The 20,448-nt window shown below is 43.7% G+C and carries 26 protein-coding genes and 1 pseudogene; 17 read left to right on the forward strand and 10 right to left on the reverse strand.

The window, feature by feature from the left end:
* Window positions 1–60: 60 nt before the first annotated feature.
* The 11 genes from ACQ86K_RS08100 to ACQ86K_RS08150 all read left to right on the forward strand — a co-directional run bounded on the left by ACQ86K_RS08100 (window position 61) and on the right by ACQ86K_RS08150 (window position 7,629).
* Entirely contained in the window at window positions 61–291 is a 231-nt protein-coding gene (locus tag ACQ86K_RS08100) for a hypothetical protein (RefSeq protein WP_431200145.1), read from the forward strand.
* Complete coding sequence (locus ACQ86K_RS08105) at window positions 243–1,892, forward strand: SusC/RagA family TonB-linked outer membrane protein (RefSeq protein ID WP_431200817.1); 1,650 nt, start codon at window positions 243–245, stop codon at window positions 1,890–1,892. Before ACQ86K_RS08100 ends, ACQ86K_RS08105 begins: the two co-directional genes overlap by 49 nt.
* Window positions 1,893–1,954: 62 nt before the next feature.
* Window positions 1,955–2,599 carry a hypothetical protein gene (locus ACQ86K_RS08110; RefSeq protein ID WP_431200146.1) on the forward strand — a complete coding sequence of 215 codons (645 nt, stop codon included), beginning with the start codon at window positions 1,955–1,957 and terminating at the stop codon, window positions 2,597–2,599.
* A 26-nt stretch (window positions 2,600–2,625) separates the two neighbouring features.
* Window positions 2,626–2,823 carry a hypothetical protein gene (locus ACQ86K_RS08115; protein WP_431200147.1) on the forward strand — a complete coding sequence of 66 codons (198 nt, stop codon included), beginning with the start codon at window positions 2,626–2,628 and terminating at the stop codon, window positions 2,821–2,823.
* A 158-nt stretch (window positions 2,824–2,981) separates the two neighbouring features.
* On the forward strand, window positions 2,982–3,179 hold the full coding sequence (locus ACQ86K_RS08120) for a hypothetical protein (RefSeq protein ID WP_431200148.1): 198 nt from the start codon (window positions 2,982–2,984) through the stop codon (window positions 3,177–3,179).
* Between the two features lie 25 nt (window positions 3,180–3,204).
* The gene (locus tag ACQ86K_RS08125) at window positions 3,205–5,016 is read left to right on the forward strand and encodes a RagB/SusD family nutrient uptake outer membrane protein (protein WP_091163295.1); all 1,812 of its coding nucleotides are present in this window, start codon (window positions 3,205–3,207) and stop codon (window positions 5,014–5,016) included.
* A 139-nt stretch (window positions 5,017–5,155) separates the two neighbouring features.
* Complete coding sequence (locus ACQ86K_RS08130) at window positions 5,156–5,608, forward strand: hypothetical protein (protein ID WP_431200149.1); 453 nt, start codon at window positions 5,156–5,158, stop codon at window positions 5,606–5,608.
* On the forward strand, window positions 5,590–5,853 hold the full coding sequence (locus tag ACQ86K_RS08135) for a hypothetical protein (protein ID WP_431200150.1): 264 nt from the start codon (window positions 5,590–5,592) through the stop codon (window positions 5,851–5,853). Before ACQ86K_RS08130 ends, ACQ86K_RS08135 begins: the two co-directional genes overlap by 19 nt.
* Complete coding sequence (locus tag ACQ86K_RS08140; RefSeq protein WP_431200151.1) at window positions 5,850–6,065, forward strand: hypothetical protein; 216 nt, start codon at window positions 5,850–5,852, stop codon at window positions 6,063–6,065. Before ACQ86K_RS08135 ends, ACQ86K_RS08140 begins: the two co-directional genes overlap by 4 nt.
* 107 nt (window positions 6,066–6,172) lie before the next feature.
* Window positions 6,173–7,120 (forward strand): BT_3987 domain-containing protein, encoded by a 948-nt coding sequence (locus ACQ86K_RS08145; RefSeq protein WP_091163297.1) that lies wholly within the window; start codon window positions 6,173–6,175, stop codon window positions 7,118–7,120.
* Window positions 7,121–7,398: 278 nt separating this feature from the next.
* Window positions 7,399–7,629 (forward strand): hypothetical protein, encoded by a 231-nt coding sequence (locus ACQ86K_RS08150; RefSeq protein ID WP_143020702.1) that lies wholly within the window; start codon window positions 7,399–7,401, stop codon window positions 7,627–7,629.
* 398 nt (window positions 7,630–8,027) lie between these two features.
* On the opposite strand, the gene ACQ86K_RS08155 is transcribed toward ACQ86K_RS08150, so the two are convergent.
* The gene (locus ACQ86K_RS08155) at window positions 8,028–8,507 is read right to left on the reverse strand and encodes a Dps family protein (RefSeq protein ID WP_091163299.1); all 480 of its coding nucleotides are present in this window, start codon (window positions 8,505–8,507) and stop codon (window positions 8,028–8,030) included.
* Between the two features lie 74 nt (window positions 8,508–8,581).
* Here ACQ86K_RS08155 and ACQ86K_RS08160 point away from each other — a divergent pair, with 74 nt between their 5' ends.
* The 4 genes from ACQ86K_RS08160 (at window position 8,582) to ACQ86K_RS08175 (ending at window position 11,025) form a co-directional block, all read left to right on the forward strand.
* Complete coding sequence (locus ACQ86K_RS08160) at window positions 8,582–9,367, forward strand: DUF4905 domain-containing protein (RefSeq protein ID WP_091163300.1); 786 nt, start codon at window positions 8,582–8,584, stop codon at window positions 9,365–9,367.
* Between the two features lie 21 nt (window positions 9,368–9,388).
* A complete protein-coding gene (locus tag ACQ86K_RS08165; RefSeq protein ID WP_431200152.1) occupies window positions 9,389–10,213 on the forward strand; it encodes a LysM peptidoglycan-binding domain-containing protein in 825 nt (274 codons plus the stop codon).
* A gap of 26 nt (window positions 10,214–10,239) precedes the next feature.
* Window positions 10,240–10,401 carry a hypothetical protein gene (locus tag ACQ86K_RS08170; RefSeq protein ID WP_431200153.1) on the forward strand — a complete coding sequence of 54 codons (162 nt, stop codon included), beginning with the start codon at window positions 10,240–10,242 and terminating at the stop codon, window positions 10,399–10,401.
* A gap of 87 nt (window positions 10,402–10,488) precedes the next feature.
* Window positions 10,489–11,025 (forward strand): uridine kinase family protein, encoded by a 537-nt coding sequence (locus ACQ86K_RS08175; RefSeq protein ID WP_431200154.1) that lies wholly within the window; start codon window positions 10,489–10,491, stop codon window positions 11,023–11,025.
* Here ACQ86K_RS08175 and ACQ86K_RS08180 read toward each other — a convergent pair.
* The 5 genes from ACQ86K_RS08180 to ACQ86K_RS08200 form a co-directional block, all read right to left on the reverse strand.
* Entirely contained in the window at window positions 11,022–11,360 is a 339-nt protein-coding gene (locus ACQ86K_RS08180; RefSeq protein WP_091163302.1) for a superinfection immunity protein, read from the reverse strand. The two genes, ACQ86K_RS08175 and ACQ86K_RS08180, sit on opposite strands and share 4 nt — an antisense overlap.
* A 410-nt stretch (window positions 11,361–11,770) precedes the next feature.
* Window positions 11,771–12,427, reverse strand: a complete 657-nt coding sequence (locus ACQ86K_RS08185; protein WP_090523970.1) for a 3-oxoacid CoA-transferase subunit B — start codon at window positions 12,425–12,427, stop codon at window positions 11,771–11,773.
* Between the two features lie 227 nt (window positions 12,428–12,654).
* Window positions 12,655–13,137: a CoA transferase subunit A gene (locus ACQ86K_RS08190; RefSeq protein WP_431200155.1), complete on the reverse strand. Its 483-nt coding sequence runs from the start codon at window positions 13,135–13,137 to the stop codon at window positions 12,655–12,657.
* Between the two features lie 25 nt (window positions 13,138–13,162).
* Complete coding sequence (locus ACQ86K_RS08195) at window positions 13,163–13,351, reverse strand: CoA-transferase (RefSeq protein WP_431200156.1); 189 nt, start codon at window positions 13,349–13,351, stop codon at window positions 13,163–13,165.
* A 118-nt stretch (window positions 13,352–13,469) separates the two neighbouring features.
* Entirely contained in the window at window positions 13,470–13,646 is a 177-nt protein-coding gene (locus ACQ86K_RS08200) for a hypothetical protein (protein WP_218134365.1), read from the reverse strand.
* 168 nt (window positions 13,647–13,814) lie between these two features.
* Here ACQ86K_RS08200 and ACQ86K_RS08205 point away from each other — a divergent pair, with 168 nt between their 5' ends.
* Window positions 13,815–14,372 (forward strand): hypothetical protein, encoded by a 558-nt coding sequence (locus ACQ86K_RS08205; protein WP_091163304.1) that lies wholly within the window; start codon window positions 13,815–13,817, stop codon window positions 14,370–14,372.
* Between the two features lie 146 nt (window positions 14,373–14,518).
* Here the strand turns inward: ACQ86K_RS08205 and ACQ86K_RS08210 are convergent, their stop codons facing one another.
* The 4 genes and pseudogenes from ACQ86K_RS08210 to ACQ86K_RS08225 form a co-directional block, all read right to left on the reverse strand.
* A complete protein-coding gene (locus tag ACQ86K_RS08210; RefSeq protein WP_091163305.1) occupies window positions 14,519–15,604 on the reverse strand; it encodes an SGNH/GDSL hydrolase family protein in 1,086 nt (361 codons plus the stop codon).
* A gap of 277 nt (window positions 15,605–15,881) precedes the next feature.
* Window positions 15,882–16,244 carry a VOC family protein gene (locus ACQ86K_RS08215; RefSeq protein ID WP_208102442.1) on the reverse strand — a complete coding sequence of 121 codons (363 nt, stop codon included), beginning with the start codon at window positions 16,242–16,244 and terminating at the stop codon, window positions 15,882–15,884.
* Window positions 16,245–16,404: 160 nt separating this feature from the next.
* Window positions 16,405–18,766 (reverse strand): annotated as a pseudogene (locus tag ACQ86K_RS08220) (endonuclease MutS2).
* Between the two features lie 4 nt (window positions 18,767–18,770).
* Window positions 18,771–19,346 carry a DUF4296 domain-containing protein gene (locus ACQ86K_RS08225; RefSeq protein WP_090523992.1) on the reverse strand — a complete coding sequence of 192 codons (576 nt, stop codon included), beginning with the start codon at window positions 19,344–19,346 and terminating at the stop codon, window positions 18,771–18,773.
* A gap of 43 nt (window positions 19,347–19,389) precedes the next feature.
* On the opposite strand from ACQ86K_RS08225, the gene ACQ86K_RS08230 reads away from it, so the two are divergent.
* Window positions 19,390–20,079: a YggS family pyridoxal phosphate-dependent enzyme gene (locus ACQ86K_RS08230; protein ID WP_091163307.1), complete on the forward strand. Its 690-nt coding sequence runs from the start codon at window positions 19,390–19,392 to the stop codon at window positions 20,077–20,079.
* The last annotated feature ends 369 nt before the right edge of the window (window positions 20,080–20,448 follow it).

Genomic DNA, 20,448 nt, shown 5'->3' on the forward strand with positions numbered 1-20,448 from the left:
GTTAAGTTTACTTATAATGGAGCGGTAAGTAACAGTACCGAAAAAGTATCGGAAAAAGCGGTGAATATTGAACTTGGCGTTGTACTTAAACGGGTGCTGGCTAAAACCGATTTTACTTTTATCGTACTCGACGATGGCGAAATTCTTGTTCGCTATGATGATGCTAAAAAAATACCAATTCTGGTAAAACGTTTTTTCAGCGAATTGTTACAGGCAGGGTCACCGATGAAAAAGGCATTGCGCTGCCCGGCGTTTCCGTTAAAGTTAAAGGAACAGACAGGGGTGGTATAGCCGATGCTAAGGGAAATTACCAGATCCAGGTTAATGCAGATAGCGAAATTTTGGTTTACAGTTTCATTGGCTATAAGAACCAGGAAGTAGCCGTTACGAACAAAAAGGTTATTGATATACAAATGCAGCCCGCGGCTGATAATGAACTAAAAGAAGTAGCGGTAGTAGCTTATGGCACGCAGAAAAAGGTAAGCCTTGTAGGCGCACAGTCAACTATTGATATTGAAAACCTGAAACAGCCTGTTTCGGATGTTACCACCCTGCTGGCCGGGCAGGTTGCCGGCGTTATCGGCGTACAACGTTCCGGCGAACCGGGCCGTAGCAGTGCCGATATCTGGATTCGTGGTATATCAACCTTTACGAGCAGCTATCCATTGGTATTGGTTGATGGTATTGAGCGCTCTATCAATAATATCGAGCCTGAGGATATTCAATCTTTCACGATTTTAAAAGACGCGTCGGCCACTGCGGTTTACGGTGTTCGTGGTGCAAACGGTGTTATCATTGTACAAACCAGGCGTGGGGTAGCCGGTAAGCCCAAAATAAACGTCGATTTTTATGAGGGTATAAACTCATTTACCCGTATCCCTAAAATGGCCGATGGCGTAACCTACATGAATATGGTTAATGAGTCATTAACCACCCGGGATCAGCCTGCCAAATACACGCAAACCTATATCCAAAACACCAAAAACCAGGTTGATCCGCTGTTGTATCCGGATATTAACTGGATAGATGCCGTTTTTAATAAATACAGCCACAACAGGCGCGCTAATATCAATGCCAGCGGCGGGGTACCAAGTGCCCGTTACTACGTTTCGGCAAGTTATTATGATGAAACCGGCTTGCTTAAAACAGATGAGCTGGCCAAATACAATTCAACTATTGATTATAACAGATACAATTTTACCAGTAATCTAAACCTTGAGCTTACAAAAACCACCAAACTTGATTTAGGTGTACAGGGTTTTGTGGGCAAAGGGAACTATCCTTCAGTTTCGGCCAGCGATATTTTTGTGCAGGCCATGATCGTACAGCCTACGGCTTTCCCCATTATGTATCCTGGCGGTTTTGTTCCGGGTGTAAACCCCAACGGCGATCAGCGAAATCCATATGCTGATTTAACTACACGGGGTTACAGCACCACGTATTCGAGCCAGTTATATTCAAATGCCAGGCTTACGCAGGACCTGAAATTTATTACACCGGGCCTGAGTTTTACGACCATGTTTGCTTATGATATCAACACATCACACAGCGTTAACCGCAGCAAGCGTTTGGATACCTATTTTCCTGATGCAACAACACCCTATAACGCCGACGGATCGCTTAACCTGATCAAAACATATTCGGGCACAAGTACATATCTTAACTTTTCGGAAGCAAGCGGCGGTTACTATAAAACCTATACCGAATCGTCGCTGAATTATGACTGCACTTTTGGCGATCACCATGTCGGCGGCCTGCTATTATTTAACCAGCAGGATCAAACCAATTATCCGGGGGCTCCTTTGCAAACTCAATTCCTTACCGTTACAGGGGCCTGGCCGGCAGGGTTACCTACTCCTATAAAGACAGGTATTTTGCCGAGTTTAACGTAGGCTACAACGGATCTGAAAACTTCTCGCCCCAAAAACGCTACGGCTTTTTCCCGGCCTTCGGCGTGGGCTGGCTTCTGTCCGAAGAGAAATTCTTTGAGCCGCTGAAAACAGCGTTCTCCATGTTTAAGATCCGTTACAGTAATGGTTTTGCGGGTGCTGATGACGGCGGTCCGCGTTTTGACTACCTTACTTTTTTAACAGATGGTGCCGATGGTTATACATTCGGTCTTAACCGACAGGGTGTAAGCGGAATCAATATTACCAATTATGGTGTAAACGTGACCTGGGCAAAATCACACAAACAGGATCTCGGCTTTGATATACGAACGCTGAATGATAAGCTCTCACTTACTGTTGATTTGTTTAAAGAACACCGCACGGGTATTTTATTGCAAAGGCAGGCCGTTCCAAGTTTTGTAGGGCTTGCAAACTCGCCTTACGGTAACCTGGGTATTGTTGATAATAAGGGGATTGATGCCAGCCTACAGGATAACATGACTATTGGCAAGGTTAATTTAAGCATCCGTGCAAACGTTACTTATAACAAGGATAAGGTGATAGAAAACGATCAGCCCATACCGCCGTATCCATGGATGAACCGTCGCGGTAACAATGTACTGGCTAATTACGGTTATATAGCCGAGGGTTTTTTACCAGCCAGGATGAAGTTAACAAAAGCGCGGTACCCGGTGATAAAAGCAGCATAAGGCCCGGCGATATCAAGTATAAAGACTTGAATAACGACGGTGTGATTAACGCTTATGATGTTACTAAAATTGGCCGCGGCGATGTGCCTTCGTTAATTTACGGAGCCGGCTTTACGGTATCGTACCTGAATTTCAGCGTGGGCGCTTTTTTCAGGGTACAGGCCGGGCTGACAGGTATATTTCAGGTAATGCTATCCAGCCGTTTTCAACCAATGGCGGTGTAAGCAATGCCTATGCCAATATTACCGACCGATGGACACCCGAAAACCCCAATCCCAACGCGTTTTATCCACGCCTGGCCTTTGGCGATGCCGCGAACACCAACAATACCCAAACCAGTTCATTCTGGATCAAAAACGTTCAGTTTGTAAGGCTTAAAACATTGGATGTTGGGTATACGCTGCCTAAAGGTTTGTTTAATAACCTGGGTTTAAAAGGAGCAAGGGTATATGTAATGGGGTATAACCTGTTCACCTTCAGTAAGTTTAAATTATGGGATCCAGAGCTTAACACAGGCAATGGAACGTCTTATCCTAATACTAAAACGTTGTCGCTAGGCCTTAGCGCGCAGTTCAATTAATACTAACTGTATTTAAAAGTCAGGTATGAAAAAAATATTAATAATGTCTTTCTTACTATCCTTGGTAAGCATGAACTTTTCCTGTAAAAAGGGATATCTGGACCAGGTTCCGGATGATAGGTTAACCCTTGATCAAACGTTCAATAACCGTAATACGGCATTGAAATTTTTGGCAAATATATACTCTAATATGCCCGATGAGGCTTCGCAGCGTTTTGCCGGTTTCGGGAATACCGTAGGCCAGTGGACGGGTGGCAGCGATGAGGCCGAATATGTATGGGGCTTTGTAACCAGCAATAACATCAATAATGGTACTTATGATGCTTCAAGCAGCCTGATCAGTGGCTTCTGGACTTATTTTTACCAGGGGATCAGGAATGCCGGAGTATTTATGGATAATATAGATAAGGTGCCAGACCTTACGCCCGATCTTAAAACGCAGTACAAGGCCGAAGCGAGGGCATTGCGTGCTTTATATTACTTTTATCTTTTGCGCATTTATGGGCCTGTGGTTATTATCGGCGATAAAACCATCGCTCCGGATGCATCTTTTAACGATGTTCAGTTACCCAGAAATTCATATGATGAGTGCGTAAGTTATGTTACTGCCGAGCTTGATCAGGCGGCCAAAGACCTTCCTGCATTGCCTTCTAATGATAATAATTATGGACGTTTTACCAAAGGTTTTGCATTGGCCATCAAATCTGAAATGTTGTTGTATGCTGCCAGCCCGCTTTACAATGGCAATACCGATTATGCCCCTATGAAAAATGCCGATGGCAAACAACTGATCACTCAGCAGCCCGATGCTAATAAATGGAAGCTTGCTGCAGATGCCGCTAAGGAATTTATTGACCAGTTTGTTCCGGCGGTGTATGATCTTTATCGTGTAAATGACCCAAGCGGCAATTATAGCCCGTATCTATCATGCCGTGATGTATTGTTAAAAGATTGGAACAAAGAAGTTATATACGCCAATATTGGCGCAGGCGTTACGAACCGGCAGTACGAAACAACCCCATACCATCAGGGTGCAGCTGACGAAGACAGGGGGGCCGGAGGTCTGGGCGCTACCCAGGGTATGGTTGATGCTTATTTTATGGCCAATGGACGCGCTATTGATGATGCCGCATCTGGCTATCAAAAAACTGGCTTCTCAGATTTTAAGGCACCTTATGATGATCAGTCAAGAAGTACCTACAATCAATGGGTAGGGCGCGAACCTCGGTTTTATGTAGGCATTACCTATAACGGCAGCGAGTGGCTTAATAAAAACTCAGGCAATGTGATTACACAACTCTGGAATACCGGTAACTCGGGCCGCAACACCGGTGGTAATGATTATTGCCCCACCGGATACGTGGTGCGAAAAAATATGCCACCAAGCGATAGGACACAAGGCAACCGCTCATGGGTAATGTTAAGGCTTGCCGAAATTTACCTCAACTATGCAGAAGCGTTAAATGAAAGCAATCCGGGCAACGCCGATGTGCTGACCTATATTAACCTGATCCGTAACCGCGCCGGCATCCCCGAATATGGCAAAGGTGTCCCTGCACCGGTAGGGCAGGAAGCCATGCGCCTGGCCATCAGGAAGGAACGGCAGATAGAACTGGCATTTGAAAACAACCGTTTTTTTGACGTAAGGCGCTGGAAAATTGCCGAAACTACGGAAAGCGGACCAACTTACGGATTAAATATCAGTGCCGACCTGCCCGATTTTTATAAAGTGGTGTCGTTCGAAAATCGTGTTTTTTCTAAAAAACACTACTTCTATCCATTGCCGCAAAATGATATTAATAGTGATAAACTATTGGTGCAAAATACCGGTTGGTAAACTCATTGAAAAAAGCATACCGGTAAAGGCCATTTGAAATTGGCTTTTGCCGGTATAAAAAGCAAATCATCCTGTTTTAAATAAACAAATCCTGGTTGCCGTGCAAAAGCGCCGCAGCGCAGGATGTTAGCACATTGTTATGAAATTTATCAAATATGCATCATTACTGGTGGTGTTTTTCTTTACACATATTTTAATCAGTTCGGCAACTCAGTTCAGCTCCGGCGACACGCTGAAAAGCCCTGCCAAAAACTGGAAAGAGCATTGGTTTGAGCACGACCTTATAGTTTCGCGCACTTATGCCGATGCTAACGTGGTTTTTTATTATGATGATAACATGTACCCTTCAGTAACATGGCCTTATAAAACCATGTCGGCTGTTTGGGCTTATGTAAAAAAACATACGGAGCATTCGGTACTGATCCCCGCCTGTACGTGGTGTTGCACCGTGTGGTTAACAATAAGCTGGGCGGCGGGCACCCTGCATCGTACTTTGATGCCAGTCATGATCATCACAATACCATTGATTGCGGGCTTGATGACTGGACAGGCTCTGAAGGGCAGCAAATTGGGATGCCTGTTCATGAGGTAGGGCACATTGTTAGCGGTGCCAGCCACGGGGTAAAAGGCTCGCCATCGGATGCTTTATGGGGTGATAGCAAGTTTATGGAAATTTTTAACTATGATGTACTGAAACATATTGGTAGGGAAGATGAAGCAGGCAGGGTTTATAAACAAATGCAAACCCAGTATGATGATTTCCCCGCCCCCGGTCGCAGTGGTTTAAAAACTGGTTCTACCCAATTTATCATAACTATGGCGAAGCAGCGGTATTGAATAAATATTTTGGTTTGCTTGCCGATTATTTCCCGCAAAAAAATAAGGAGTACACCAGGGACCTGAACTGGGGCGAGTTTATACATTTTTGGAGCGGTGCCGCCGGTGTAAACCTCAAGACGCAGGCATCTGTAGCCTTTGGATGGAGTGATGAATGGGAAGCGCAGTTTATTAAAGCGCAGCACGATTTTCCGCAGGTTAAATACAAATAAGTTTAACAGTGAAAATGCTGATAGACCGCTGGCCAATTTTTTTAAGAAAAGACCGCTGCCTGGTTGTAAAGACATTTAAAAACATTAATCATTAACTCAATTAAAAAATGAAAAAGATCTTAGTGAAATATTACCCGGTACTGATGGCCCTGGTAGTATTAATCAGTTCATGCTCAAAAAACGACGATAATTACGATTACCGGAAGATGCCAACTTCGGTTGAATTGCCTATAGCGGCGCATGCAGGCCCCGCATCGTTTGATAATGGCGGTTTTAAGTATAAAATATCTGAAAGCATCAGCGCGCAGCCGCAGTCCTTATCCACTACTGTGTTACTGTCTGCAGTAAAACCGCTTACAAAGGCCTTAACAGTTACCCTTCAGGTTGATATGAATGCCGTTACCAGTCTTAACGCGGCACACAGAGCCCTATTTGTTGCCGATAGTACCGAGGCGGTAAAAAACGGTACTGATCTGCCTGATCGTAACAGCGCACAATACGCCACCTTTGTACCTTTGCCATCAAGCGCTTATAATGTGCCAGCTTCAACCGTAACTATCGGGGCCGGACTTTTATCGGCCAATCATAATATCAACCTGATTACCTCGGGCCTTTCGCTTAGTACTAATTATATGTTGCCCCTATCTATTACAGATGCGCAGGGCCAGGCTATCAATTACTATAAAACAGTATACTATATTATTGGGATAAAAAGTCAGTATGAAGGCACCTATACAGCAAATGGTTCTATCGCTTTTCCTGATCCTTCAATAAACAGATCATGGACTAACAGAACTAAAACTTTAACAACCATTAACGGAACAACTGTACGTTCAGAAGCGGCAGACCTTAGTGGAAGTAATTACTACATGTATTTAACGGTAAACGCCGATAATTCGGTAACTGTTAAATCGGCTCCTGAAGCCGCTAACCAAACTATCCAAAATAATGGTGTATGTATGTATGATCCGGTTACAAAAACTTTTAGACTAAATTACAAATACGTAGGTGGCACCGGCGATCGGCGAATCAGTGAGAGCATCAAGTTGAATTGATACTTAAAAATGCAGTAGATAATCCAAACGCTTTCATCAGAAACGTTATTCGGTGAAAACACCTGATTAGAAAAGGCAAATGCCAGGATGCCAGCTATGTGAACATGTTCGTTTAGCCCGAAACGCTGGCATGCAAGAGGTTATCGGTCCGACTCTGATATTACCCACTTGACTGAAACCAACAGGTTGAAAGGCCTTTAGATACCCTCTAAAGGCCTTCGTTTTTGGCTTACGGTTCCCTGCATGAAAAGGAAGTGTGGCACTCTTTCCGACAGGAAATGTATACTCAAAATAATGATAACTGGGTGAGTACCGGCCTTAACCCGGCGTTGCCCGCGCCCGACCTGGGCTACTTTATCGGTTACCGGATATGCCAGGCATATTATGACCAGGCAAAAGATAAAAAAGCAGCGCTAAAGGAAATCATCGAATTAGATTACGCAAACCCGGTAGCAGTGGACGATTTTTTCAAACGTTCGGGTTACCGATGCGGCCGATCGGGTAACTGACCCACGATTTAAAAGTTTTGAATGGTGGTAAAAACATTTTCGATAAATTCAACAAAAAAAGCTGCTCAACTTAACGGGGGCAAGTAATTTGGATTTTGAAAGTTTTTTAAAAGACGCATTTTTAGCCTTTAAACGCAAAAAAAGCCCTTAGCAATGCGCTAAGGGCTTTTCAAAACAAGTTTTCCTACAAGGGCTCGAACCTCAATCTTCAGAGCCAGAATCTGACGTGCTACCATTACACCATAGGAAAATAAACAGAACATCTGCCGCTTAAAGAGACGGCGTTTCGTTCCGTGCAAATATACGAAATATGCAAACCGGTGAAAACCCCGTTTTAAAAAAAGCCACATCCGGATTGTTCCTGATGTGGCTTTTTTTACAGTAGGATTATGTGCGGGTTAGTCCTCGTTCACGAATGAACGCAGCATCCATGTATTTTTTTCGTTGAATTGCATGAAGCGGTTGATCATGTCGTTAGTGCCATCGTCTCCGGCATCGGCGGTGATGGTTAATATCTCGCGTTCCATTTTTATCAGCGCAGCCAAATCGTCAATAATAGCTTTCACCATCAGGGTATCCTTTAGGCCGATGGTCTGGATCTCTTTAATGCTTGATGTTTCAATATAATCTTTAAAAGTACTGATAGGAGGTTTGCCAAGGCTCAGGATCCTTTCGGCAAGCTCATCAATAGTAACCAGCGCGGCAGTGTACAGCTCTTCAAATTTCAGGTGCAGGGTAAAAAAGCTTGTGCCTTTAACGTTCCAGTGGCAGCCACGCAGTTTTTGGTAGTGGATATGGTAATTAGCCAGCAGGTCGTTCAGGTGGTCAACTACCGGTTTTACTTTAACTTCTTCGAGGCTTATTTCTTTTGCGTCCATAAATAATAGTGATGTTTTAGTTGTAACATGCCTTTACGGGCAATGTTTGGCAAAGGTAAACAGTTTTAATTTTAATGAGCATATTTGCATTCTCTATGACTTCGCTTTTACCCTTCATCAGCAAAACTTACCAGTCCCCGGTTTGGCGTATGGAAATTGACGAAAGCAGCCAAACGCTGTTCCTCGAGATCAGGGACCATGCCGATAAGCAGGTTAGTTTTTCGGCCCTGAACCTGCAAAACGGTGAGGTTTATTTTGAAGGCTTAACTACCCCCGAGCGCTGGCTTACCGGTATTGAAGCTGCTTATGATGGCGTATTATTGCTGCATAATTACCAATCGGCCACAGGGCCGGTACATAAAGGCGTCACTGCAATTGAAGCCGCTTCGGGCAAAGAGTTATGGAATAATTTTACTTTAGCTTTTGATCATCTGTCGGTTAATGGCCCTGTAGTGTATAATGCCCAATTACAACCGAAGAAATTATTTTTACTTGATGTTAAAATCGGCAATACACTAAGAGGATACGAGCCGGTTCCTGATCAACCGCTGAATAATCAGATCATTAGCCCTGAACTGTTGCCCTCAGCGGAAGTAAATAGTTTATATTTACCGCTCAGCGTATATGCAAATGCGGTTCATTATATCAGCTACAATAGATTCAGAATTGTATCTTTGCACACGCTTTTGCAGGAGCATCTTGAACAGCACTTGTTTGTATTTAACGAGGAGGGTACCCTTTTGTATCACGATTTGTTACATAACGCTATACAAAAAATGCAGCCCGAGGCGTTTGTACTACATAATAATCAGCTCATCTATTTAAAAAACAGATCGGGCTTAATAGTGTTGAACTTGTAAATTACTGTATTATAATTTATTATGAAATTTAAGATTTTATTATTGGTCGCTCCCTTACTCACACTCTCCATATCGCTTTTTGCAAACCCAGTTGTTGATTCAATTGGTGTTGAAAACCTGAACGGCAAAAAAGTGATCGTTCACAAGCTTGATCCCAAAGACAATTACTACTCTATAGGCCGTCGCTACAACGTCAGCCCTAAAGCTATTATACAGTTTAATAATAACGCCCCGCTTAAAATTGGCGGCATTGTTAAAGTACCTACCGAATTACCTTTTTCAGGTGAAGCTGCTGCACAGCCTGCCGTAACTGCGCCTGCAAAACAGGTAGCAACTACTTCTGCGCCTGTACAACAAAAGCCGGTTACCCAGGCCCCTGTTCAGCAAAACAAACCACAGGTACAAGCTCCGGTTAGCTCACCTGCGCCTGTAGCCCAAGCTACAGTAAATAAAACACAGCAAGCAGCTGCCGATACCGTTAAAAAAGTAAGCATGCTTAATGTGCAGCAATACAAAGTATCGGCGGGCGAAACCTTGTTTTCTATCGCCAAGCGTTTTAATACATCTGTTGAGGATATCAAAGCACTTAATAAACTAAGCTCTGATTCATTAGCACCTAACCAGGTGATTAATGTGCGCAGCGGTTTACCTCCCGAAGAGGTTAAACAGCCAGTAATGCAGCGCGATTCAACTTCTGTTGCTGCGCAGCAGGACACCACCGGCGACCATGGCAAAGCTAACCGTTTTGGTTTATACGAGAAAGTTGAAAAAGGCGTGGCTACCTGGATGGATGACGCCGGTTTAGATCCTAAAAGGAGTTGGTGCTGCACCGTACAGCACCAATAGGCACCATCATTAAAATTACCAACCCTATGAACAATCATACCACCTTTGCAAAGGTTGTTGGCCGTTTTACCGATAACGAAACAAACAAAAATGTTTTGATCATCATGACCAAGAACACTGCCGATGCTTTAGGTGCTTTAGATAAACGTTTCCAGGTAAATATCAGCTACGGCAGCCCGAATGAATAAACCTTATATTATTGGAATTGCCGGCGGAAGCGGCTCAGGCAAAACCTTTTTTTAAAGTGCTTTTTAGAACATTTTACTGCCGACGAGGTGAGCCTCGTATCGCAGGATGATTATTACATCCCGGTAGCACATAACATGACCAAGGAGGAGAACAAAGAATATAATTTTGATCTTCCTTCAACTATTGATCATGAACATTTTCAGCAGGATATCAGCAAGCTTTTAAATAAGGAAGCTATCCTGAAACAAGAATACACTTTCAATAACCCCGATGCTATCCCCAAAATGATAGAGATCAAGCCTGCACCTATTTTGATAGTGGAGGGCTTGTTTATCCTGCATTTTAAAGATATATCGGAGCTGCTTGATTTGAAAGTGTTTATTGATGCTGATGAAGACATCGCCCTGCAGCGCCGCCTTAAACGCGACCTGATAGAACGCGGCTATTCGCACGATGACGTGATGTACAAATGGATCAACCACGTGGTGCCGGCCTACAAAGAATACCTGCTGCCCTACAAAGATGAATGCGACCGTGTGATCACCAATAACACCCACGTTGCTGAGGACATTATGGTGATAACGGAAGAGATTTCGGCTGATTTGAGGGGACGTTTATTTTAAGACAGATCGCCTAAAATCTCTTTAAGTGCTTTGTCGTAATCGGCTTTGGTAATAACCCCGGCATCAAATTGTTTGTATAGTTCATGCAGCTTCAGCGCTTTTTCGGTGGTATAACCCGGATAACCCGATTTATAATAATCTAAAGGCGCTTTTTCCTTTTCAAACGACCAGATAAGCGCCCAAATCCAGCCGATAATAGTCCAGCCCAGAAACAGGTTTAACAGGAAGATTAATTTAAAGTCGGCTTTTTCGCGGGCAATTATAGCGGGTATAAAATACAGCAGTGCGCCAATTGCCATGCCCATCATTCCAGCAATGCCAAATATGAAATTCATGTTTTAAAGATAGGAGTTTCTTTGAGAGGGATGCTATAGCGTTTTACTAAATCGTCATTGCGAGGAACGAAGCAATCGCGAGCTATACAGAGCGGACTTGCTTATTGAGGATTATTAATAATTGTAATTTGATTTTTATAGGTATTAATGAGCTCCCTACGGTCGGTTGTCTTCGTGCTTTATGATGACGTCATTGTAAATAATTGATTATCAAGTTGGTTTTTTGGGCCTGTTTTGTGATATGGGCGTTGCCTGTGGCCCGCGCTATACGCTCATACTGCACGGGCATTAGCCACAAGGCCGGTATCCGCTGCTATCGCTAACGCGCCAGACACACCATCGCTAAGATATATTTTATACGTCATCACGGTGTTTTTCAGGATTTCCTTGATGGTTACTCAATGACGTGACTACAGAATTATTTCCGGCACGTCGCCTTCAATAATGAGCTTCCCTGCCGTAGCCTGTTTTATTTCTTCAACACTTACTCCCGGAGCCCTTTCAATAAGCCTGAAACCACCTTCGGGCAAAACGTCAAATACACCCAGCTCCGTCACGATTTTTTTAACGCAGTGTACGCCGGTGAGGGGAAGGGTACACTGGGGCAGCAACTTTGATTCGCCCGCTTTGTTTACGTGCTGCATGGCTACAATGATATTTTCGGCCGACGCTACAAGATCCATAGCGCCACCCATACCTTTAACCATTTTACCGGGGATTTTCCAGTTGGCTATATCCCCATTTTCGGATACTTCCATAGCGCCAAGGATGGTAAGGTTTACCTTTTTAGCCCTGATCATCCCAAAACTCATGGCCGAATCAAATATGGCCGATCCTGGCAGCATGGTGATGGTTTGTTTGCCTGCATTAATGGTATCCGGGTCTTCCTCCCCCTCAAAAGGGAAAGGTCCCATCCCCAATAAACCATTTTCGGATTGTAATACCACATCCATGGTATCCGGTATATAATTGGCTACCAGCGTTGGGATGCCAATGCCGAGGTTAACATAATAACCGTCTTTTATTTCTTTTGCAATTCGCTTTGCGATGCCTTGTTTGTCAAGCATGATTTTCTTTATTAAATCATGTCATTGCGAGGTACGAAGCAATCGCATGCTATACAGGGTGGCTATGCCTCTGTGCGATTGCCACGCTACGCTCGCAATGACATGTTGCGTTTTATTAATTATGTCATTGAGGAACGAGGCAATCGCTTGCTATACAGAGAGACTTGTATAGTCGCTCTGCCAATCGGGGATTGCTTCGTGCCTCGCAATGACGTGGTGTTTGATATTTATTGTTTACTTCTCACCGTTGCATGCTCAATTCGTTTTTCGTAGTTGGCCCCCTTAAAAACCCTGTGTACATAAATACCCGGTGTATGGATATGATCCGGATCAAGTTTGCCGGGTTGTACCAGTTCTTCCACTTCGGCAATGGTTACCTTACCGGCCATAGCCATTACCGGGTTAAAATTGCGGGCGGTTGACCGGTATACCAGGTTACCCATAGTATCACCTTTCCAGGCCTTTACAATGGCAAAGTCGGCATTAAAAGCCATCTCCATTAAATAATCCTTACCGTTAAAGTTGCGCACTTCCTTGCCTTCGGCCACTTCGGTGCCAATACCTGCGGGGGTGAATATGGCGGGCATGCCGTAACCGGCGGCCATACAGCGGGTGGCCAGCGTACCTTGTGGTATCAGTTCCACTTCAAGCTCGCCGCTTAGTAACTGGCGTTCAAATTCAGCGTTTTCGCCCACGTACGATGAGATCATTTTTTTACTTGGCGCTGCTTCAGCATCAGGCCGATGCCGAAGTCATCAACCCCGGCATTATTGGAGATACAGGTGAGTTGCTTAACCCCTTTTTTACCAGGGCGGCAATGCAATTTTCGGGCAATCCGCATAATCCGAATCCGCCGAGCATAAGGGTCATGCCGTCGGTAATATCGCGGATGGCCTCATCGGCACCACTAACTACTTTATTCATATATTATAATTGGTTGCTATAAATTTAAGTAAAATAAGCCTGAAGCTTATGGTTATGTAGATAACTTATTAGGGCAGGTTTGTGTTTTATGAATGTAAGCGTATTACATTGTTTTAACTTAAGCTTTTGAAGGATGGAATGGAAATGGGCGATCGGGGCCACAAGTCAGCTCTGCACCACCCTGCACACAAGACTTGCGCCAAAAGAGGCATAAACCAAAGCCGCCCAGCATGAGGGTCATACCATCGGAAATGTCGCGGATGGCCTCATCGGCACCACTAACTACTTTATTCATATATTATAATTGGTTGCTATAAATTTAAGTAAAATAAGCTTAATGCTTATTGTTATGTAGATAACTTCCTACCGCACGACTGTGTTTTTATAAATGATGTTTTATAGGTTTTATAAAACAAATAGAAATTAATTTTATTATTAATTAATACACCAAATATCAAAACCTATGGAATTAAGAGATGACGAGTTCAGGAGCGACGAGCTTAAACGCCCCGAACATGAAGAAAACAAACCCAATGCTTACCGGGTGGACGACGACAATAATGAGGACGAAAAAGACCTGAAGCGAAGTTATCTGTTTGGTAGCTCAGAAATGAACAGCCCCAATGACCCAGGTATGGAAGGAAACGGTATGGGAGGCGAAAATTTTGGTCAAAACAATATCACCCCGGCCGGTAACGATAAAGACAATCCGTCACAAATGGCGGGCAATAATAACGAATACTTTAACCGCACCCAGCCTGCCGAGGAACATCCCGAAAACAGCAATTTTAAAGATCCTAACCAGGCAGGTAACGCCAACTACGGCAATGTGATCAACGTATCACAAAACGGCCGTTCGGATGAGGACAATGGACAAACGGAAACCAGTAATAGCAAGCCCAACCCGCAGCAGCAATACCAGGAAGGAACTGCCGATGATGACGGGGATGCCAGCAAAAAGCAACAAACCAATATTCCAGGACCTAATGAGTTGCCTGATCAGCAGAAGGTAGGGGAGTAAGGTGAAATTTTATGTCATTGCGAAGAGCGAGTCGGAATGAGCCTTGGGGCGACGTGGCAATCTCGTCGTTTTGCAATACGAAAAGCATATTTGCCCTGTATTGCTACGAGATTGCCGCGTTACGCTCAATGACATGGTTTTATATTTTACCACTTAACCGTCTTTTCCATAAAAGCGATCAAATCATCGGCCATAGCTTGCTGCTCTTTCAGGCTCGGATGCCCCGGTGTATTTTTATAAGGAATAAAGTGCGTGTAAATGCCTTTATCATTTAAAGCAGCAACGGCCTTTTCGATATAACCAGGCCATGGCGAACCTGCTTTGGTTGCATCCATGCTGCCCAGCGCGCAAATGATCTGTGCTTTAGGATATACCTTGCGGATACTTTTTACAAACTCTTTATAAGCTTTAATGATCTGCTCCGGCTCGGGGGCTTTACTGCCAAAGCGCTCTTTAAACTGTGGATTGTTGGGTTGGTTTACAATCCACGAATCATTTTGAAACAGGTTGATCACTACTACATCGGGCGTATACTTTTTGAAATTCCAGGTGCTTGTTGGGTCTGTTGGATCAAGGCGGTTATACATTTCGGGCATAATGAGCGGGAACCAGCTCACGGTAATGCCGATACCGCTTTTAGAGGTGCAAACATACTGTGCATTAAAGTGACGGGCAGTAAGGGCCGCGTAGCTAAGGTAGCCGTTTTCATAAGGGGCGCTGCCACGATCCTGCCCGGTGGTGTCCTCATCGGCATAACCGCAGGTAATGGAGTTGCCGAAAAATTCGATCTTACGTTTTTTAGCCTCTGGTGCAGTTAATGCAGTAGCTTCTTTGGCCAAGGTGAACTGATAAAAAAGGGTTTTGCCTTTGTCCCATTCGGTACGTTTAAACAGTTCGAGGGTGTGCTTACCGCTCGGCAGGTTCTCAGCGAGTGTATAAGCCTGTTTGGTATTATCAAGGTGAATGGTGTTTACAACCTTGTCATCAACAATGATGGTAAAATAGTTTTCGCCCCGTTCATCCTGCATCACAGCCGATGCGCCGGTTCCGTCAAAACTAATTTTTAATGATGAGCCCGTCCAGTACAGTTCGGCAGCTTCATCAGTTTGATTGATCCGACCGGTGTAGCGGATGCGCTGATCTTTGCTCTTTAAAATAATATTTTGAGCAAGACAGCTTGTTATTGAACCGGTAAATGCAATGAAAAATACAAGAAAATATAATCTGCGCATCTTTATTAGGGTTTGGCCGCCCTAAAAATAGGAAACTTATGCAAAATCAATGCAGCAAAAAAATCTCCTCTATGCCTATGCCGTTGTTGGTGTTGTCCCCAACAACTTCTATTCTTTCAATAAATTATGTTTTTTAATTACGTTACCGTTAATAAAACTGGTAAACAAATTTTGTTGGTGACAACACCAACAACGGCGGGGTTGCCCTAAAAATAGGAAACTTATGCAAAACGCGGATAAGTTATTAGCCTATTCGCAAATATTTGTTAAGAAACTATCATTCAATTGGCATCCCAAATTGCAGCAGGTAACCATTATAGTCAAAAACGCCGAATTCGCGCATGCCGTAATTAAAATCTTCAATAGGGTAGCAAATTACTGCCCTGTCTTTCAGTTCGCTCCACAATAGATCAACTTTATCTGTCCGGATATAAAACGAGCCGGTAAATTTGGGCACGGTGAACGATGCATTATCAACAGGCAAAGCTAACATGATCTCAATATCATCACGGCTTACCGTAGCCCAGCCCCAGTCTTCATCATAGCCAATACAGGTAAAACCAAGGTTATTAATGTAAAAATCAACACTTTCCCGTACCTGCCGGGTGTATAACATGGGAGCAATAGATTTTAAAGACATATTTGAAATAAGTTAGGGCGCAAATTGTAAAAACGTAGTTCAATTAAAGCCGTCATTGCGAGGTACGAAGCAATCCCAAACTTTACAGAGCGGCTATGCTAATCGGGGATTGCTTGGTACCTCGCAATGACGGGGCTTTTATGATATTTTAACGTTATGGTTACTTCAAATATACATAAGTTATTCCATCTCCGCCACGATCAGCATGCTCATCTTCCATGCGGTCAACCTGTTCATATTTTTTGAGGTATTGCCTGATCATTTTGCGTAAAATTCCATCGCCTTTACCATGAATGATCTTGAGGTTGTTAAAACCCATCATCAGTGCACGATCAAACAGTTTTTCAATGGCGTGAAGCGCATCTTCGGTACGCTGGCCACGTACGTCAATCTCCGGACTAAAACTGGCCATGTCATTGGTGTGCGAACTGAAATTTCGCCTGATCTCTTTAGGTACCGATGATTTGGAAACTTTGATCACGCGTTTCTTTTTAGCAACCGTGCGTAAATCGCCAATGGCAATTACTACATTCTCTTTAATGATCTCTATCACCTGGCCTGTAGTTTCCGAATCGATGAGTTTCACCCAGTCGCCAGGTTTTAATTCTTCATCGGCAGGAGCAGCAGGTTTTGGGGCCTCAGTTTTAACGGTGTTCTTTTTAAGCTCAACATTCAGATTTTCGCGCAGCTGCTTTGTCTTTTCTTTATCGGCATTGCTGCTCTTTATTTCGGAAATGGTATTTTCAACCAGCTTGTTTGCGTTCAGGATAATGTTCTTAGCCTGATCCTTGGCTTCCTTAATCAGTGTGCGTTTATTTTCTTCGAGATAGCTTTTTAACTTCTCGTTTTCTGCAAGCAGCTCATTAACCTTGCGTTGTTGTTTATCCAGTTTTTGTTTGGTTTCAAAAATAGAGCGCTTTTCACGCTCCAGGTCAACAAGCAGGGTATCCACCTTTTTTGCCCCTCACTTATTTTGTTTTTGGCGAGGTTAAGCACGTTTGCCGGCAAGCCTATTTTTTGGGCAATCTCAAAAGCATATGAACTGCCGGGTTTGCCGATCTCCAACTGGTACAGCGGCCTCATCTCAATATTATTGAACAACATCGAAGCATTTTCAATGCCCTCGGTGTTGCTGGCAAATATTTTAAGATTGGAGTAGTGCGTAGTTACCATGCCCTTAACCTTTTTTTGATTCAACGATTCCAACACGGCCTCGGCAATCGGCCCGCCAAATTGCGGATCGGTACCGGTACCAAATTCATCTATCAGGATCAGGGTTTTGCCGTTGGCCTGCTCCACAAAGTTTTTCATTTTGGACAGGTGGGCGCTATACGTACTCAAATCACTTTCTATCGATTGGTCATCGCCTATATCAACAAAAAGTTGCTTGAACACACCTACAACGCTGGCCTCATCGGCAGGGATCAGTAAGCCAGCCTGCACCATCATTTGCAATAAACCAACGGTTTTCATACAAACAGATTTACCGCCGGCGTTGGGACCCGATACCACGATGATGCGGGTACCTTCGTCTATCTGCATATTGAGTGGGACAACCGTTTTTTCTCTGCCTTAAAATTCAGGAACAATAGCGGGTGACGGGCATTGTATAATTTAACCCTGGCCTCGTTTATCACCTGCGGCATTTCGGCCTCAATATCAATGGCAAACAGGGCTTTGGCGCGCACAAAATCAAGCTTGGTTAGCAAACCATGATAGGAGAGTAGCAAAGGCACATAAGGCCTTAATTCGGTAGTTAAGGCGGTCAGAATTTTTACTATCTCCCGGCGGCGTTCAAACTCCAGGTCGCGGATGCGGTTGTTGAGTACAAATACCTCTTCGGGTTCAATATAAACTGTTTGGCCCGATGCTGATTCGTCATGCACAAAACCTTTCAGCTTGCGTTTGTTTTCGGCCAGCAGGGGGATCACCAGCCTACCATCGCGTACTGTTAACGAACCATCGGCAGCCCAGCCGTTTGATGTGGCATTTTTAAAAACCATATCAATTTTTTTGCGGGCTTCCTGCTCGGCTTTGGCAATGCCTGTGGTAATTTCCATCAGCTCGCGCGAAGCATTGGGCCTGATCTTGCCTTTCTGATCAATTACGGCGTCTATCTTTTTAAGGATTGCCTTTTCAATAGGCAGGTGCTCAAAAAGGGCTTCAAGGTTAGGGTACAAGCCTTCACGCTCGTTAAAATAGGCAATAACGGCAAATACCGTGGTTAACGAAGCCTGAACCTGGTAAAACTCTTCTTCGCTTAAAAAAACGCCCTCTATACGGGCTTTATTGGCAAGGGACTTTATATCGAAAAAATGCTGGATGGGCAGGACCTCATCATTAACCAGGATATTCTTAAACTCGTTTGCCTGGCTCAGGAATTTATGGATCTGGTCGTAATTGCTCATCACCTGGATCTTGTCAACCATTTGTTGACCCATTTCGCTCAGGCAATGTGCTTTTATCAGTTCTTTTATCTCGGTAAAACCCAGCTTATCTACACTGTTTTGGGGGTAAAGCATCAGGTTATGACTTTAAGTTTTTTAACGAATCGGCTTTGCGGGCTTTCTTGCTTTTGCGGGGATGGAATCTCCTTGCCGAGTCGGTTTTTAGTTTAGTTTTTAAATTTTTCAATGAGTCGGCTTTGCGGGCTTCCGTGTTTTCATGCGGATGCATTTTTCTTGCCGAATCTATTTTAGTTTTAATATTTAAGTTTTTTAGCGAATCGAGCTTACGCGTAGCCTTGCTCTGTTCTGTTTGCACTTTGGCAAGCGAATCGGTTTTACTTTTAATTTTAATATCTACCTGGTCATAAATGGCCAGCAGTTTATCGGGCTGCATGGCGTAGTACCGCATGCTGCGGTTGAAATGCGCGGTATCGGTATGCAGGCGCTGAAACATGGCAATATATTTACCCGCGCCGTATTTATACAAACTATCGGGTATCTGCGTGGTATTATACAGGCTGCCGTCGATGATGTGCATTTCGGTTAACACCGCTGCCATAGCGTCGGGTTTGAGGACGTCGTTGGGAATACTTTTGCCATTGCAGGCACATAAAAAAAGTGCTGCAGAAAAAAACAAGGTTATATATTTATGCATTCAGTAATTTAGCGGCTGATTAATTAAGCAAATTTACGGATAAATGAGCATTGCAGATAACATCAAAAGCTTAAAAAAGGAAACGGAAGCAGATAAGGTAATATTATTGGCCGTATCAAAAACAAAACCTGTTGCAGATGTACAGGAAGCATATGATGCCGGACAGCGCCTTTTTGGCGAAAACATAGTGCAGGAGATGGTTGAGAAGTATGAGCAACTGCCTAAAGATATCGAATGGCATTTGATTGGTCACCTGCAAACCAATAAGGTAAAGTATATAGCGCCTTTTGTAAGTATGATCCAGTCTGTTGATAGCCTGAAGCTTTTGCACGAGATCAACAAACATGCTGAAAAAGCCGGAAGAATAATTGACTGCCTTTTGCAAATTTATATAGCCGACGAAGAAACCAAATACGGACTGGGCTTTGATGAAGCAATAGAATTGCTGCGCTCTGAAGAGTTTGCTGCAATGAAAAATATCCGGATCCGTGGCTTGATGGGTATTGCTACCAATACTGATAACGAAAAGCAGATTAAAGAAGAATATTACGAACTGAACACCTTTTTCGAGGGCATAAAAGTGAGTTATTTCCGGAAAGAGGAAAGCTTTGATATCCTGTCGATGGGCATGTCGTCTGATTATAAACTGGCTATTGAGCAGGGCAGTAATATGGTAAGGCTGGGCAGTACCATATTTGGCGGCAGGGTAATTAAGCACTGGAAGAATAATTAATTAGCACATCATGTCATTGCGAGCGCAGCGTGGCAATCGCATGGAGGCATAGCCGCCTCGTGTAGTATGCGATTGCTTCGTCATTCTTGCTATGGCCGTTGTTGGTGTTGTTACCAGCAACATGTTTTTTGCAATGAAATTTGAGTGTTCAATTTTTCAAAAACGGGTGTTCAACTTTTAAAGTTGCAAAAAGTTAAGTGGCTGATTGTCAGTTATTATGCGTTCATTGTTGCTTAAATGTGCAGTGGGTGGTAAATTAAATATCTGATTATCAATTAGTTTTGTTTTGAAGGTAACTATGAGTGTTCACACCTAAAAAAGTTGAACACCTGTTAAAATAAATATAAAATTGTTGGTGACAACACCAAC

The sequence above is a fragment of the Mucilaginibacter sp. P19 genome (assembly GCF_050632265.1).
Classification (GTDB): Bacteria; Bacteroidota; Bacteroidia; order Sphingobacteriales; family Sphingobacteriaceae; genus Mucilaginibacter; species Mucilaginibacter gossypii.

Coding starts and splice junctions, on each gene's coding strand:
- ACQ86K_RS08125 (WP_091163295.1), top strand. CDS start 3,205: ATGAAAAAAATATTAATAATGTCTTTCTTACTATCCTTGGTAAGCATG.
- ACQ86K_RS08130 (WP_431200149.1), top strand. CDS start 5,156: ATGAAATTTATCAAATATGCATCATTACTGGTGGTGTTTTTCTTTACA.
- ACQ86K_RS08135 (WP_431200150.1), top strand. CDS start 5,590: ATGCCTGTTCATGAGGTAGGGCACATTGTTAGCGGTGCCAGCCACGGG.
- ACQ86K_RS08145 (WP_091163297.1), top strand. CDS start 6,173: ATGAAAAAGATCTTAGTGAAATATTACCCGGTACTGATGGCCCTGGTA.
- ACQ86K_RS08150 (WP_143020702.1), top strand. CDS start 7,399: ATGTATACTCAAAATAATGATAACTGGGTGAGTACCGGCCTTAACCCG.
- ACQ86K_RS08155 (WP_091163299.1), bottom strand. CDS start 8,507: ATGGACGCAAAAGAAATAAGCCTCGAAGAAGTTAAAGTAAAACCGGTA.
- ACQ86K_RS08160 (WP_091163300.1), top strand. CDS start 8,582: ATGAGCATATTTGCATTCTCTATGACTTCGCTTTTACCCTTCATCAGC.
- ACQ86K_RS08165 (WP_431200152.1), top strand. CDS start 9,389: ATGAAATTTAAGATTTTATTATTGGTCGCTCCCTTACTCACACTCTCC.
- ACQ86K_RS08170 (WP_431200153.1), top strand. CDS start 10,240: ATGAACAATCATACCACCTTTGCAAAGGTTGTTGGCCGTTTTACCGAT.
- ACQ86K_RS08180 (WP_091163302.1), bottom strand. CDS start 11,360: ATGAATTTCATATTTGGCATTGCTGGAATGATGGGCATGGCAATTGGC.
- ACQ86K_RS08185 (WP_090523970.1), bottom strand. CDS start 12,427: ATGCTTGACAAACAAGGCATCGCAAAGCGAATTGCAAAAGAAATAAAA.
- ACQ86K_RS08190 (WP_431200155.1), bottom strand. CDS start 13,137: ATGATCTCATCGTACGTGGGCGAAAACGCTGAATTTGAACGCCAGTTA.
- ACQ86K_RS08195 (WP_431200156.1), bottom strand. CDS start 13,351: ATGAATAAAGTAGTTAGTGGTGCCGATGAGGCCATCCGCGATATTACC.
- ACQ86K_RS08200 (WP_218134365.1), bottom strand. CDS start 13,646: ATGAATAAAGTAGTTAGTGGTGCCGATGAGGCCATCCGCGACATTTCC.
- ACQ86K_RS08205 (WP_091163304.1), top strand. CDS start 13,815: ATGGAATTAAGAGATGACGAGTTCAGGAGCGACGAGCTTAAACGCCCC.
- ACQ86K_RS08210 (WP_091163305.1), bottom strand. CDS start 15,604: ATGCGCAGATTATATTTTCTTGTATTTTTCATTGCATTTACCGGTTCA.
- ACQ86K_RS08215 (WP_208102442.1), bottom strand. CDS start 16,244: ATGTCTTTAAAATCTATTGCTCCCATGTTATACACCCGGCAGGTACGG.
- ACQ86K_RS08225 (WP_090523992.1), bottom strand. CDS start 19,346: ATGCATAAATATATAACCTTGTTTTTTTCTGCAGCACTTTTTTTATGT.
- ACQ86K_RS08230 (WP_091163307.1), top strand. CDS start 19,390: ATGAGCATTGCAGATAACATCAAAAGCTTAAAAAAGGAAACGGAAGCA.